At 65.1% G+C, this 12,355-nt stretch carries 20 protein-coding genes; all 20 read right to left on the reverse strand.

The features are described 5' to 3' along the window. Window positions 1–253: 253 nt before the first annotated feature. The 20 genes from ACTTAI_RS19215 to ACTTAI_RS19310 all read right to left on the reverse strand — a co-directional run bounded on the left by ACTTAI_RS19215 (window position 254) and on the right by ACTTAI_RS19310 (window position 12,323). On the reverse strand, window positions 254–1,483 hold the full coding sequence (locus tag ACTTAI_RS19215; RefSeq protein ID WP_444453137.1) for a phage head morphogenesis protein: 1,230 nt from the start codon (window positions 1,481–1,483) through the stop codon (window positions 254–256). Then, window positions 1,470–3,041, reverse strand: a complete 1,572-nt coding sequence (locus ACTTAI_RS19220; protein ID WP_444453139.1) for a DUF935 domain-containing protein — start codon at window positions 3,039–3,041, stop codon at window positions 1,470–1,472. Before ACTTAI_RS19220 ends, ACTTAI_RS19215 begins: the two co-directional genes overlap by 14 nt. Beyond that, window positions 3,041–4,684, reverse strand: a complete 1,644-nt coding sequence (locus ACTTAI_RS19225) for a hypothetical protein (protein WP_444453141.1) — start codon at window positions 4,682–4,684, stop codon at window positions 3,041–3,043. Before ACTTAI_RS19225 ends, ACTTAI_RS19220 begins: the two co-directional genes overlap by 1 nt. Continuing rightward, on the reverse strand, window positions 4,681–5,349 hold the full coding sequence (locus ACTTAI_RS19230; RefSeq protein ID WP_444453143.1) for a DUF2786 domain-containing protein: 669 nt from the start codon (window positions 5,347–5,349) through the stop codon (window positions 4,681–4,683). Before ACTTAI_RS19230 ends, ACTTAI_RS19225 begins: the two co-directional genes overlap by 4 nt. After that, entirely contained in the window at window positions 5,346–5,909 is a 564-nt protein-coding gene (locus ACTTAI_RS19235) for a phage protein Gp27 family protein (RefSeq protein ID WP_444453145.1), read from the reverse strand. The genes ACTTAI_RS19230 and ACTTAI_RS19235 overlap by 4 nt, the downstream gene beginning before the upstream one ends. A 1-nt stretch (window position 5,910) precedes the next feature. Then, window positions 5,911–6,240 (reverse strand): VpaChn25_0724 family phage protein, encoded by a 330-nt coding sequence (locus ACTTAI_RS19240; RefSeq protein WP_444453147.1) that lies wholly within the window; start codon window positions 6,238–6,240, stop codon window positions 5,911–5,913. Continuing rightward, the gene (locus tag ACTTAI_RS19245) at window positions 6,237–6,614 is read right to left on the reverse strand and encodes a DUF2730 family protein (protein ID WP_444453148.1); all 378 of its coding nucleotides are present in this window, start codon (window positions 6,612–6,614) and stop codon (window positions 6,237–6,239) included. Before ACTTAI_RS19245 ends, ACTTAI_RS19240 begins: the two co-directional genes overlap by 4 nt. Further along, window positions 6,587–6,937, reverse strand: a complete 351-nt coding sequence (locus ACTTAI_RS19250) for a hypothetical protein (RefSeq protein ID WP_444453150.1) — start codon at window positions 6,935–6,937, stop codon at window positions 6,587–6,589. The genes ACTTAI_RS19245 and ACTTAI_RS19250 overlap by 28 nt, the downstream gene beginning before the upstream one ends. Beyond that, complete coding sequence (locus tag ACTTAI_RS19255) at window positions 6,930–7,148, reverse strand: TraR/DksA C4-type zinc finger protein (RefSeq protein WP_444453151.1); 219 nt, start codon at window positions 7,146–7,148, stop codon at window positions 6,930–6,932. Before ACTTAI_RS19255 ends, ACTTAI_RS19250 begins: the two co-directional genes overlap by 8 nt. Continuing rightward, window positions 7,145–7,495 (reverse strand): hypothetical protein, encoded by a 351-nt coding sequence (locus ACTTAI_RS19260; protein ID WP_444453153.1) that lies wholly within the window; start codon window positions 7,493–7,495, stop codon window positions 7,145–7,147. Before ACTTAI_RS19260 ends, ACTTAI_RS19255 begins: the two co-directional genes overlap by 4 nt. Before the next feature lie 9 nt (window positions 7,496–7,504). Further along, window positions 7,505–8,383: an N-acetylmuramoyl-L-alanine amidase gene (locus ACTTAI_RS19265; RefSeq protein WP_444453155.1), complete on the reverse strand. Its 879-nt coding sequence runs from the start codon at window positions 8,381–8,383 to the stop codon at window positions 7,505–7,507. 73 nt (window positions 8,384–8,456) lie between these two features. Then, entirely contained in the window at window positions 8,457–8,846 is a 390-nt protein-coding gene (locus ACTTAI_RS19270) for a hypothetical protein (RefSeq protein WP_444453156.1), read from the reverse strand. Continuing rightward, on the reverse strand, window positions 8,843–9,481 hold the full coding sequence (locus tag ACTTAI_RS19275) for a regulatory protein GemA (protein WP_444453157.1): 639 nt from the start codon (window positions 9,479–9,481) through the stop codon (window positions 8,843–8,845). The genes ACTTAI_RS19270 and ACTTAI_RS19275 overlap by 4 nt, the downstream gene beginning before the upstream one ends. Beyond that, entirely contained in the window at window positions 9,481–9,636 is a 156-nt protein-coding gene (locus ACTTAI_RS19280) for a hypothetical protein (protein ID WP_444453158.1), read from the reverse strand. Before ACTTAI_RS19280 ends, ACTTAI_RS19275 begins: the two co-directional genes overlap by 1 nt. After that, window positions 9,633–9,878, reverse strand: a complete 246-nt coding sequence (locus ACTTAI_RS19285; RefSeq protein ID WP_444453160.1) for a hypothetical protein — start codon at window positions 9,876–9,878, stop codon at window positions 9,633–9,635. The genes ACTTAI_RS19280 and ACTTAI_RS19285 overlap by 4 nt, the downstream gene beginning before the upstream one ends. Continuing rightward, window positions 9,878–10,123 carry a hypothetical protein gene (locus ACTTAI_RS19290; RefSeq protein WP_444453161.1) on the reverse strand — a complete coding sequence of 82 codons (246 nt, stop codon included), beginning with the start codon at window positions 10,121–10,123 and terminating at the stop codon, window positions 9,878–9,880. Before ACTTAI_RS19290 ends, ACTTAI_RS19285 begins: the two co-directional genes overlap by 1 nt. Continuing rightward, window positions 10,123–10,338, reverse strand: coding sequence for a hypothetical protein (locus ACTTAI_RS19295; RefSeq protein ID WP_444453163.1), 216 nt, complete (start codon window positions 10,336–10,338; stop codon window positions 10,123–10,125). The genes ACTTAI_RS19290 and ACTTAI_RS19295 overlap by 1 nt, the downstream gene beginning before the upstream one ends. Continuing rightward, complete coding sequence (locus ACTTAI_RS19300) at window positions 10,338–10,874, reverse strand: host-nuclease inhibitor Gam family protein (RefSeq protein WP_444453165.1); 537 nt, start codon at window positions 10,872–10,874, stop codon at window positions 10,338–10,340. Before ACTTAI_RS19300 ends, ACTTAI_RS19295 begins: the two co-directional genes overlap by 1 nt. After that, the gene (locus ACTTAI_RS19305) at window positions 10,864–11,319 is read right to left on the reverse strand and encodes a hypothetical protein (RefSeq protein WP_444453167.1); all 456 of its coding nucleotides are present in this window, start codon (window positions 11,317–11,319) and stop codon (window positions 10,864–10,866) included. The genes ACTTAI_RS19300 and ACTTAI_RS19305 overlap by 11 nt, the downstream gene beginning before the upstream one ends. Beyond that, the gene (locus tag ACTTAI_RS19310) at window positions 11,316–12,323 is read right to left on the reverse strand and encodes an AAA family ATPase (protein ID WP_444453168.1); all 1,008 of its coding nucleotides are present in this window, start codon (window positions 12,321–12,323) and stop codon (window positions 11,316–11,318) included. Before ACTTAI_RS19310 ends, ACTTAI_RS19305 begins: the two co-directional genes overlap by 4 nt. Between the last annotated feature and the right edge of the window lie 32 nt (window positions 12,324–12,355).

A 12,355-nucleotide genomic window follows, 5' to 3' on the forward strand; every position in this document is an offset into this window, starting at 1 on the left:
GAGAAACCTCTCCGGCGCTAGCCCCTCAATTGCCCTCTAAGAGCCGTTTAAAAGCCGCTAGAAGGGCTACCGAAAGGTTTCATGGGGGTCTGTGGCCGCCGACAGCCGGGGCGCACCAGCGGCCCAGTTTTGTGACGGCATCCTGCGGGCTTGAATTTTACGCCCAGCGGGGCGATATTCTGGGGGTGAGGCCGAGCCAACATTGCCTGGCTGGATCCAGTGGGGAGGTTGTGGCCCCCCGGCCTCACGTTCTTCATCGCACCTTCTGCCAAGCTTGGCTCGAATAATCGTCAGGGCGGGCGCGGCGCATCGATTTCAGGAAGATGAACTTGCGATCTGCAGATTGCTGCAAAGCGATCGACCAGATCTTGCCTTCGATCTCGGCAACGAAGTTATGGTTCCGCGCGCCACGCTTCATGTCGCGGTAGATCGATCCGTTCAAGATCAGGTGCTGCACCATCCCGTAAAGATCGGCCTCCCATGCTGCGCGCTCTGGCTTGCCCAAGTGCTTGGCTGCATCCGCCACCGAAAAATGCACCAACGTCACTTCTGCCCCAAGCAGCTCGGCGACATCAGCTGGCAGCGCGGCCACGGGCGTTGCAATATGGCCGACTTCGCGCATCGCCCGGTCGCCAGCGCGGGCAGGATCGTACCCGAACTCGTTCGCCTGGATCGCACGGAAGAGCCGCGAGCCGACGATGTCCTTGACCGCCACGTCGCGCGCCGCCTCGCTCATTGCCTCGATGCGCGACGACAGCAGCTGCTGAACGTTTGCGGCCCGCGTCATGCCCGGGTTCGTCTGCCAACCCGGGTCGATGCCCATGGGCACCTCGACCACCTCGCCCGTGCGCTTGTTCGTCCAGGTGAACGTCTCGATCTCCGGTGCAGGCGCGTCGGGGTCGTAGCCCCTGCGCATCGCCTCGCGCCGCGAAATCTGCTCCGCTCGGCACTGGCACAGCCACCCGTTCGGCGGATAGTGCGTGGCCCACCACGGATCATCCGCGAGCAGGATCGTGCCCACCCATGTCAGATGCAGCGGGCGTTTGTTCTCGGCGCGGGATTGGCCATACATCAGGAAGGGCAGCGCCCGCTTGGTGCGCTGGATCCGCTCCCATTCCCCGGCCGCGCGCGCTGTCGATTTGTTCGCCCAATAGATCGTGCGCAGCCGGTGCAGGCTGCCCAGCTGGACAGCTTCGCCCGTGGCCGCATCGACCTTGCGCCCCCACCAGCCCTTGCGCCGCAACACCGGCTCCAGATCATCGACGAACTGGCCAAAATCGCCGTAATTGCGGATCACATCGGACGCCGCAGCGCGGATGTCGTCGATCACATCATATCCGGCCGTACGCGCAACGGTAAATGACACGGCATGTTCATAAGGCGCTACGTCGCGCCAATCGACGCTCGGCTTGGAACGCTTGGCGTCGAAGTAGCGCGTGACCTCTGGCGGCGCTTCGGTGAAAAGCTGATCACTCTCCGACATCGCCATCGCCCCGGGCCTTCATCGCCATGATGGCAAGGCGGCGCGCCAGCGCGGCGGTGTCCGGTGTCATCCGCGCAAGGGCAGCCTCAAACTCGGCGAAGCCACCGCCCGCGGCCCGGATCGATCGCGCGGTTTCAAGGATCGGATCGGTGATCGGCGCAATGTCGGCTTCCCAGTCTTCCAGCGCCGCAGCGATCAGCGGATCCTCTTCGGCGTCTGCTGTGCCCGCCGCTGCGCGATGCACCGTGCCACACCCCGGGCAGGCTGCGGCGCGGCCGAGCTGCCGCGCGGTTTGGTTCGCGGGCGACGCTACCGCAGGGGCAGCAAGCACGGCCTCACCTGCATCGGGCACGCGCAGCCCCATCCGCTTGGCGACATCGGACACGGCCACGGGTTGGCCAAGCGGGACCAAGCGTGCCACCGCCTCGGTGAAGGCGGTGACGTCCTCTGGATCTTCGACCGGCCAGACCACCTGCGGCGGCGGCACATCGGGGCCGAAGTTGAACGCCGTGAAGGGCGCGGCCAGATCCCGGCTGATCGTTGTGCCCAGCTGCTTGGCATCGGCGCGGCGGATATCGAGACGCACCTCATCATGCGTCTTGCTCTGCGCGAGGCTCGACCCTTCGTCCGTCGTCATAGTCTGGCCGATGACGGCTTTCGAAACCTGCTTGTCCAGGTAATCGGCCATCGCCCCGAAGACGGCGTTGCCGCCGCCCCCCTTGGCTTCGATGAACTCGATCTCCATACCCATCGGGATGATCGCCGCGGCATCGGTGGCCAGGTCGCGCACGGCACGCAAAAGGACGCGCTTTTCCTCGGCCGAGGCCTGACGATCATAGCGCCCCACCCGCAGCGGCATGCCGAAGATCTCAAGGAACGCCGCCCAGTCCTGCAGCGTGTAGGACTTCAGCATGAAGGTCCAGCATACGAGCCGCGCCAGCCCGCCCCGCACGGTGAGGCCGGATTTGAGCCGCGGGCGGTGCAGGATCACCGACCATGGCGGCACCTCAAGACCGTCCTGCGTCTCGGCCGAGCGGATCCGCAGATCGTCAGCGGCGTCGAACTGGAAGTTCCGCGGATCGTGCCGAAGATATTTGCCCGGTTGCCAGACCTCGCCGAACTGCCACAGCGGTTGCACCACGGCGTAACCCTTGCCGAGCGCATCGAGCAGGTTATCGACTGCATCATCGAATTGCGGCGCGAAGACCACCTTTTCGAACGCATCAGCCGCCGCTTTGGCCTGCACGTCATTCTCTGCCCCGGGCAAGACCACCGGTTCGATCCCGCTCACCGCGCGCTTGCGCTGCCCCAGCACGGATGCGTAGTGCGTGTCACGCTCTTCCATTTCCTCGGCAAGCGTCAGCAGATCCCGGTTGTCGCCCTCGTTTGCCGCGCGCAGGATCTGCGCCAATCGCCCCGGCGTAAGCCCGCTGGCAATCGAGTTCGCCCAGTCCTGCCGCACACCGATCGACGACGGCGGCAGGACATCATCCGTGATCGTCGAGACCTGCAACGGCACCCCATCCGGCCCCAGAACCGTGCTTTCACGCTTCGCCATCACCACAATCCCCCATGCCGCCGGAACCCGCCTTGCGGTTCATCATCTTCAAAGTCGGCTTCTTGCCGATCGTCATCGCGGCCCACGGCCTGATAGCCGTAGGACACGCCGTCCTGTCGTGAGGCGAAAAACATCAGCGCCCCCGCAATCGCGCTGTCGCCGTGGCGATCGAGCCCATCCGATCCCTTGAACCGGTGATCCTCAGGGATGCGGATTACGCCGCCGACGTATTGCAGCGCCTGGTGATCCTGCAGGATGTCCGGGTGAGCGGGCAGTTCGATCGTGCCGTCACCGAAGGCCTCGACATAGGCCGCCATTTCGGTGCGATACCACTCCTGGGAAAAGTGCACCTCGATCACGAGCGAGCCATAGCGCTGGCTGGCTTTCTCGGCGAGATATGCCCCGTTCCCGGTCTTGTCGAGCGCCGCCCTGGTCAGCCGCGGCACCCGGTCGAAGACGTAATACAGGATCTCGCGCTGCTGATCGAAAGGGATGTTGCGCAACTCGACCACCATCCGCGCCCGACGCACAAGATCAGTCCCTTCCTCGCCGATCACGATCGACGTGGTGTCGCCCGATCGCGCGAAGTCCTCGCCCGCATAGTGCCGCAGATGCGGGTTGAGCCCCGACAGGATCGGGCGCAGGACGGTTTCGCACCAATCCAGCGCATCTGCCTTGCGCACATGGTCGGGCGCGTTCTTGAAATCGTCCTCGCGGTGCCAGCTGACCACCGGCACACCCGCCCGCATCCGCGCCTCGATCTGCACCCGTGTCAGCGCCGCACCCTCGGCCTCGGCCGGGATCGCATCCAGTTCCTGACGCATCGCCGCCGTCCGCGCCCCATAGGACCGGCGGATCATCGCTTCCCATTCCGCCTCGGCGGCGGGCGACCAGGGCTTGCGCTTCATCGCACAGACGCGCCGGAACAGCCCGTTCTTCACCGCCGCGGCGAAGGGGATGTGGTGCACCACAAACCCGTTCTTGCCCGCCAGCGCCTCGCGGATCAGTTCGTTGAAGGCGTTCAGCACGCCCTTGTGGGTCGAGATCACCCGGACCTTGCCACCCCAGATCAAGAGCGCGTTGACCGCGTCGATCACCGCCCGCACGTCACGGTGATACGCGGCCTCATCGATCACCACCGTGCCCTGCAGACCCCGGATGTTGGCCGGGTTCGACGACAGCGCTTCGACGCGGAACCCGGAGGCGAACTGGATGCGATAGGCCGAGATGTCACGCGTACTGCCATCGGGCTGTTCGTCCTTGAAGACGAACTCCTCGATCGGGTGCAGCTCGCCCGCGATCACCTTGGCGAAATGAGCCACATAGCCGATGAACTCGCGCCCCTTGTCCTTGGTGTCGCCGATGTAAAAGACGTTCTCACCCCCGGCGGTGCGGGCCGAGGCCGCAAGCAGCATGTCATCCAGCGCCTCGGCGAAGGTGATCCCGGTGCGCCGCCCTTTCTCGGCGATCTTCAGGGGCGACTTGTCCGCCAGCCAGTCGATCTGATGCTGCATCAGGATCCCGTCCGCCATCGGGTCGAGATCCTCGGGGATATCGCCGCCGCGCGGCAGCTCCTCTGGCAGATCGGCAGAGGCCCGCGCCAGAACGGGCGGTCCGGCAAAGACGGTTGGATCGGTGGTCATTGACCAAGCCGCGGTCGGTCCGCGCCCCCCGCAGCGACACCATGCGAAAGCGAAACATCATTGCCCGCCGCTGCGCCCGCGGCAATGGCGACAGTGTTGCGCCCCTTGACCGAGGCGCGGCCCCGCACCGCGGCCCGATTGGGGAACATCTGTGCCAAAGCCCCGCGCGCAGCGGCGCGGGCTTCATCTGAGCGAATATCCGCGAAAAGGTCATGCAGTTTCATGTGCAGCCGCAGCACCATAGCAGCCGTGAAATCCGCCACCGCCTCGCGTTTGCTCTTTAAGGACTTCCTCCGTCGGTAGTTCGGCGTTGCCTTGTAATCCATGATCGCGCCATCGATGGCACGGTCGAGCACCGTGAACAGATAGACGGCGATGTCCGGCCCAGGCCCGGTGCCGACGAATGTCACAGTTCGCTCACCAAAGATCAGCGCCGTGTTTGTGGCGATCGCCAAGGCCGACCACAGCCGGTCCCGCACACCCGCACCGCTTGTTTTGGACGGCGAACTCAGTTTCGTGAACAGCACGTCAGCTTCCGAGAGCCCGTGATCCTTCATCAACTGCGCTGCCTTCTCGGTAGCCGCGATGGCCTCCGCTTCCGAGCATCCGCGCGCCCTGGTCATTTCCAACAGGGCGGAGATCTTGCGCTTGATGTCTTCGCTCACGACTTCACTCCCAGCACGCCTTCGCGGATTGCCGCCAGCGTGTCTTTGTCGAGACCCTTTTCCGAGCCGACCCGCTTCAGGGCACCGTCCACCTGGGCGGCAAACTTGGCCTCCATCTCGCGCCGCCGCTGCAGGGGCATCTTCGCCGCCGTCTCGGCCGCGCGCAGCGCCTGGGCGAGATCGAGCGCCTCCTTGGGCTTTAGCCCGTCGCCCTCCATCAGCTCGTAAACGAGGGTCTTCAGCGTCTCGGCTGCCATGATCGTCAGATCATCTGCGTCATCAGGGTCAAGCCGCTCGGTCAGGGCCGACGTGATCGCCCGCACTTCCTCATGCCGCCGCGCCATGATGGCCAGCCGGAAGCTGTGCCGGTTGAACGCCGAATAGCTGATCGGGCCCAGCCCCAGTTTGGCCAGTTTCGCGTTGAACTCGGCGTGGATGTCCTTTTGCTCGCGGGTGCGGTCGCGAAGTTCGGCATAGGCCCACGCGACCACCTCTTCCGCCTCGGGCGGCAGCATGTCGATCGCCGACAGCCGCCCGCGTCCCTTGCGCCGCTCCACCATCTCAGCCCCGCACCGGCGCCGGGCGCTTGACGCCATCCAGAACCTGCCGCCGTTCGACGTGATCATTCCCCGCTTCGGTGATCTGGGCGATTATCAGCGGCCCCTGTTCGCCCGGCACCTCGCGCAGCACCACAGCCCCGGCTTCCTGTTCCAGCCAGCGCAATTGCGTGCGCAGCCATGACCGACCGCGCCGAAATGCGAAGTCTTCCAGCATGCTGTGAAGCAAGCTTTCGTTCAAACGTCCGTCCGGTTGTTGCGCCAGAGACCGCAGAATGGTCAGCCGGGCGGCCTCGTTGTAATGATCGATGTAGCCTACAAGAAACTGGCTCATTTCGCCCCCCGCTGCGACACTTCCAGAAGAAACCCTTCGATCCGGCTTACCGCCGCACCTGTTGCCGAAATCGCGCGATCCAGCGCATTCAGCTTCTCGACCTGCGTCGCCTGGTTCAGCTGCAGCGCATGCAGATCGTCCCGCGTCGGCATCGCCCGCATATGCACCTCGACCGCCGTCAGGCGCACATCAAGGTCGGCGATCTCGGTGCGGATGCTCGACAGTTCGCCCGCAGTGCCCGGCGCAGACCCGGGCGCGGGCGAGGCCAGCTTGCCGCGCTCGCGCAACCAGTTGCCCAGGACAAGGACGGCGACAACCGCCAGAAATCCGGCAATTCCACCCTCGTTCAGGAGTGGCAGGAGGTTGGTTTCCATCCCAGATAGATCCCCGCATAAAAACAAGCGACCGCCGCCGCAACCAGATCGGGGCGCCCAAGCACCCAAGCGATCGACGTCCAGGCACCCGCCGCCAGCGCCATGGCCTCAAAGCGCCGCCGCGCCCAGCCAAAGTGCCGCGCCACCATCGCTGCGGCCTGACAGACGGCGACGAGGGCCAGCATCCAACCGACGTTCGCACCGGGCACGACAGTGGGCAGATGAGCCGACCACCAGAAGAGCCCCGCCACCGAGAGCATTTCCAAGAACCGCAGTTCGTCGTGCAGCACAAACCGGCGAAAAGAGGCGATGACTTTACGCATGTCGATGGTCCTTCTCGAAGCGCCGCTGGCACTGGATGCAGCGGCAGGCAAACGGAGCGGCGGCGCGCCGCTCGGCGTCGATCTCCTCCCCGCAATCGCGGCAGATGCTTTGCCCATCTGCCGCAACCAAACTCCGCGCCACTTGCACCCCGGCCGTGCGCTCGGCTTCGGCCAATTCTTCCGCCCGGTCGAAATCGCGCTCGTCCGTCACGAGCGGCCCGCGATCACGCCGGGCGCCGCATCAGCCAGTTTTGCAGCGGCAATCGCTTCCAGAACGCCACTCTTGGGCTTGAGGGCCGCGATCGCGTCGGGCACGCTCTTCCGCGCATGGTTCACTGCCTCCCGCGTAACCTCGGTACCAGCGATGCCGCGCATCAGAGCTGACCGGACACCGCTCATCAGCGCAGCATGCAACGCGTCACGATGCGCAGCTTCAATCTCCAGCCCCCAGCGGGTGCGAGCGACATCCGCGGCGCGCGCCAAGAGCAGGCTCAGGACAAGACCGATGATCTGCAGCAGCGCAGGCATGATGGCGGCGTAGAGTTCCTGTAAATCCATTTGATCACCTCAGCTTTTGATGGGGGTGGTGTAGGCGGCGACGATCCAGCCCTCGCGGCCGTCGTAGATGACGCGCAGCCAGTCGCGGCCGCAGAAGGTGCCCGCGCGCTCGACCGGCACCTTCGTGCCGCCCGGGATCGTCGCGATGACGTTGGGGTTGAAGCTCGGCCAGCGCCGCATGTTCAAAGACGCGACGCCGTCATTGACGCAAACCATCTGCCCGGCCTCGGCAGCGGTGCTTTGATATTCTGCGGCCAGCTCGGCAGGATCATCCTGACCCAGAACGACATCCCGAATTTGCCGCAGCGGGAACAGGGGGTTCACGTCAACCTTGCGACCGGGCGAGATGTACCAGTGCGTGGTGATGTCCGTCAGCGTCGGGATCGCCTCGAACAGCGCCGTCAGCAGTTGCAGCAACGCAGCAATCTGCGCTTCGGGATAACCCATCCACATCCCTTCGCCGTGCATGTCCGTTTTGGCATATTCGACATTCACGCCCGTCTTCGGATCGTCGGCGTAGGTCACGCCAAACCACGATCGCCCCGCCTCGCCCCCAGACCCATAGGCCATCACCATCTTGCCGGGGTTCACCAGCTCGATCCCGATCGAGAAAGCATTGCATCCTTGGCGGCCGTGGTAACTGGACTTGCCCGCGTGGTTCGCCATGCGGTTTGTCGGCACGAGCTGCGTCACCGTGCCATCGCGCTCGATCACGAAATGAACGCTGGCTTTGGCCACGTTGGCGGACGCGAGATAGGCAGCCGAATTGCCCTTGTCGAGCCGCCCGGCCGTGTCGTGCACGACGACGATTTCGGGGGTAATCTCACCCCCGGTGAAGGCCGCGGCCAGAAACGGCACGCCTTCGATCTTGTGGTTTTTCAGGCGCAAATCCGGCCCCTCCGATCCATGTCGGGGGCACCTTAGGCGCGGTCTTTCAACTGGGGTTTGGTAGCCGTGCTACCTAGTCGAAGAGCGATCCCTGGCGGGGGTCGATAAACTTGCCCTGCCGGGCTTGTTGCCGGAACACGGTGGTGCGGTGCACCTGCAGTTCTACGGCGATCTTGTCTGCTGATACCCCGCGGGCCAGCAATTCGTCAATGCGCTTGCGCTTGAGCGCGGCCGCGCCCACCGGCAGCTCGATCAGCGCGCCGCTGTTTCCGCCGCGGAAGTGCTCGGCCAGCGCCTGGGCGTGCGCCATGCCGATTGTACGGGCGATCCAGTGATCCTCGGTCATCCGCGCAGGAATGGAAATGCGGCTGCCCCCACGCTTTTCGGCCAGCGCGAGCGCTGCATCGAGGCTGGTCACCTCGGCGATCTCTGCCAGCAGGGGGGGCAGCCAGTCGTATTTCACGCCCGGGCCTCCGATTGCTCGGACATGGCCGACCGCTCGCGCACCCGGGGGCCGAGCGCGTTCATCAGCGGGATCCAGTCCTCATAGTCCATCGCACCCACGGTCTTCCCGGCCTGCGCCGCGACCCAGCCGAAGAAATCCAGACCGCCATGGACGATGCGAAACTGCGCCAGCGTGATCTGGAAGCCGGGCAGACGCACATGCGGGGGCTCGAACTTCGCGAACGACCAGCGCACACCGCGCCGCTCCATCATCGCCTTCAGCGCCTCGATCACCTTGCGCGCATCCTCGGCGTCCCGCATCCAGCCCGGGTTGTCGATCCCGGTCTGCCGTTTGACGAAGGCCGTCAGCGCCGCATCCGACGACGACGCCACAAGACCAAGGTTCCAGGCACCGATCCAGAGCGCGCGGATCTTCGAAACATAAGGCCCTTCAAGCCCCTTTCGAACCGGCTTCGAAGCCCCCTTGGAGCCCAGCGTTTCGGACAGCTTGTCCAGCACCGCCGCCTGTTCCCGCGGGGTCATTTCGGTCAGACGCCGCTTCGCCGTCTGCAAGAACAGGAAGTCGCGCCAGTCATCGTCATCGACCAGACCCGCTTGGCGTCGCTTCGCCTGAATGGCTTTGATCATGCTCATCACCGGGAAACCTCCTCAGTGCACTCGTGCTGTCTGACGACGGTCCGGCAGAGTTCCGCCGCCATGTCACCCAGTGCGAGGCGGAACATCATCCCCAAGGCCGCGATAGTCAGAATGGCCATGATGAAACTGTAGACGTTCTGACGGTCCGTCATGCGGCACCGCCTTTCGGGGGCAGCGACGCCTTCGCCTTGCGCAGCCACGCCTTGACGGCAGCAAGCTCCCCTTCGGTGCAGCTCGCGGTGATCCGGCACAGCCGCGCCGTATAGGTGCCGCTGGAGAACCTGACGCTGCCGCCATAGCCCTGAAACACGTTGAGCAGGCACTCGTCCGGCGCACCGGCCAAGCCGACGGTCACAGTCTCAAGCACCTTTTCCCTGCTGTCATCCAAGCGCATCATCCCCTCCCTTCGACGGCGTAGAGTTCCGCCGACACGACGCCATCTGGCACGAACAGGCGCGCGGGAAGCTTGGTCTGGCCGGGCTGGATCGCGACGACGCCAAGGCAAGCCAGCGTCAGCGCCATCGCCTCGATCTCATCCATGCTCGCCAGCGTGATCCCGCGTCGACCAAGCAGATCGACCTTGCCGACGCCGCGCGCCGCGCGTTCCAACATCTCGCGAGTGGTAATGGCGTCGGTCATCACGCACCGCCTTTCTCGATGGTCTCGGCCATGGCGCGCAGAGAGGCAGCGACAATGTCGTGTCCGAACGGCAGGAAACCGGCGACCTTGGCACCCAGTTCCTCGCCGTCCCACTCGCTGATTTCGGCCAGCGCATAGGCCAGTTCTTCCGGATTTTTCGCCAGCGCCGCACCGACCTCTTCGCCGCCCAGTTCGGCCTTGAAAGTGATCGGCATCACACACCCTCCGGAAGTTCGGTCTCGAACGGTTCGATCTGGAAATCTTCCCCCTCGCTGCCGATGGTCACTCCGGGCACCGTGCGCGCCTTCGCAGGATCGGCCAGCATGGCTTCCTTGTTGACCTCTTCCTTCGAGCGCAGAAACTTCTTGGACAGCCCGAGACGCTTGATCTCAGCGATCACGTCCTCGACCTTGCGCAAGGCCACCTTGGCCGGGCGCAGCCGCCAACTGACCTCGCCAGTGGTCCAGCGGACGGTCTTGGTCTTGCCACCATTGGTCAGCCGGTCCCGGTTAACCTCGCAGAACATTTGCACGCCCTGCGTCAACTCCAGCACGCGCGCCTGCAGCGGCTCGACCCTGTGGCCGACCTCCTCCTGAAGGGCCGCGATCGCGTCGTTCAGATCCGCCTCTTCCCGCGCGATCTGGCGGTTCAGATCGCCGATCTCGCGGATGGCGCTGCGCGCCTCGCTATCATCTTTCGGGATCGGCAAGGCGCTTGCCTTGGCCTTGGTTTTCTTCGGCTTAGTGGACATGGCGGTCCCCTTCCTTGGCGCTTGTTTTGTTGCTGATCTGGCTGAAGAGGTGGCGGATGGAGCTGCTGTCGCGGGCCAGCGCGCGCCCGATCTGAGCGCTGGAAAAGCCTGCAGCCATCATCTCGCCCACCGCATCGCGGCGGGCGTCGACCAGGTGTGGCGCCTTCAATCGCCCCACCAGCTCCGCGAACGTGATGCCGTGCCGGACGGCAACCCGCTCCGCGATCGCACGCAAGGTCGTCGGCTGCCGCGCGGCCGCGATCAGCCGTACGATGGCGGCGGGCGTCGGCGCGGCGTCATTGCTGCGCACCCATTCGGCCAGGGCCATTTCCGCGTTGGCTCCGAAGGGCTCCAGCGCCAGAACCCACAACGACACCTCGGCAGCCGTCGGTTCGCGGTAAATCGCAAGGCAGGCCCGCACGATATCTTCAAGGGTCCGGCTCATTTCAGCACCCCGGCACCGCGGTTCGCCCAGGCAGCGCGCAGATCGGCCGCGGTGATCTCGCGATCATTCCCGGCGGCGATGATCCCCGCGACCATGATCGTTTCCGACAGCGTCCCGAACGCGCCGGGCATGCGCCCGATCTTGTGCGCCAGCGCCACCGCCTCGGGATCGGACAGGCCCCAGGCATCGACGAATTGCGCGATGTCCTCGTCATAGGGCTTCATCACGCTCAGCCGGTGCCCGATGCGGCGCGCCACCTGGGCGCTGGAATGGCGCGGGTCGCGCGACGCATAGGGCGTGCGGCCTTCTTCATTGCCCAGAAGCACCAACCCGCAGCCCGCCACATCGCGGAAATGACGCAGCTCGTTGATGCTCGGCTCGGACAGGTTCTGCGCCTCGTCCACGATCAGAAGCGCATGGTGGCCATCCCGGCGCAGCGCGGCGGCGATCATGCCCTTCAGCTTGCCGCCGTCCTTGCACTCGATGCCCATCGCTTCCGCGATCTCGTATTTCATCGTGTGCGGGCTGGCCGAAGACGGGCTCAGCTCGACATGCACCACATGCGGCCGGGTGGCAGCATAAGTCCGAGCTGTCATCGACTTGCCAAGCCCGGACGCGACGGTGATCACCGCCATCGTGGGCACCATCTGGGCATAGGTGAACGCCGTCACCAGCTCGCGCGCAATCCGCGTCTGCATCCAGTCGGGCGCCACCGGCAACCCGCGCATCGTTTCGATCGCGGCCGCCCGCGACGACAGGAAGTTCTCGACCCGCTGCGTCGTGGTGTCGTAGCGCCCGGCATAGGTGCCGTCATACCATGCCGACAGCGTGCCCAGCGGCATTTCCGCCCGCCGCGCCACCTCTGACTTGCTCCATCCTTCCGTGGTCGCAACCTCGCGCAACCCGCGCGTCGCCGCCTCCCAGCGCGCCCGAAGGTCCGCATCGGCAATATTCGGGGTGCCCTTGGGGTCTTCCCAGACCGGTTGCTTAACCTGCGCATTCATGGCAACTTCTCCTCAGCTTGAACTGCGGGGGC

Source organism: Rhodobacter capsulatus (assembly GCF_052363175.1).
Taxonomy (GTDB): domain Bacteria; phylum Pseudomonadota; class Alphaproteobacteria; order Rhodobacterales; family Rhodobacteraceae; genus Rhodobacter; species Rhodobacter capsulatus_D.